Origin of the sequence: Bacillus sp. AFS073361 (assembly GCF_002567005.1) — a bacterium.
In the GTDB taxonomy this organism is placed as follows: domain Bacteria; phylum Bacillota; class Bacilli; order Bacillales; family Cytobacillaceae; genus Neobacillus.
On the sequence record NZ_NUZU01000086.1, the window covers coordinates 1 to 672 of the forward strand.

Annotated in this window: 1 protein-coding gene; it reads left to right on the forward strand. The window is 43.3% G+C overall.

From position 1 onward, the window contains the following. Positions 1 to 666 (forward strand): aldo/keto reductase (locus tag COJ96_RS25430; protein WP_142333060.1); only part of this gene is annotated, 666 nt, incomplete at its 5' end. Between the last annotated feature and the right edge of the window lie 6 nt (positions 667 to 672).

Sequence of the window (672 nt, forward strand, 5' to 3'; positions counted from 1 at the left end):
GGTGTTGAATACATCGATCTGTATCAACCAGGCACAGCCTGCATCGATCCAAACGTACAAATTGAAGAAACGGTTGGTGCAATTGCCGATATGGTAAAGAAGGGATATGTGCGTTACATTGGTCTTTCTGAAGTAGGAGTGGATACAATTCGTCGCGCACACGCTGTACATCCTATTAGTTGGCTGCAAATGGAATACTCACTATTTAATCGGAGCATCGAATCAAATATCTTGCCAACTCTACGGGAATTAGGTATTTCGCTTTCTGCTTATGGTGTTCTCTCAAGAGGTTTATTGAGCGGTACATGGTCAAAAGATCGGGTTCTAGGTTTGGATGATAAACGCAGTAATGGTCCGCGGTTTGCCAACGAAAATATTGAAAAAAATTTAGCCCTTGTAGAGGCATTGCGTGAAATTGCTGAAGAAAAGCAAGCAACCATTGCGGAGATTGCTATCGCGTGGGTTTTATCCAAGGGTGAGGATGTTATCCCATTGATTGGTGCAAGAAAGCAGTCACAACTTCATGTATCACTCGGCGCAGTTGACCTGAACTTAAGTTCAGACGACCTTTTACGAATTGAAGGAGCCGTACCTTCAGAACTTGTCGCCGGCGAATATTACCCGGTACCACGGAAAAAATGGTTCTTCAACTACCATGAAAATTAACTTCTG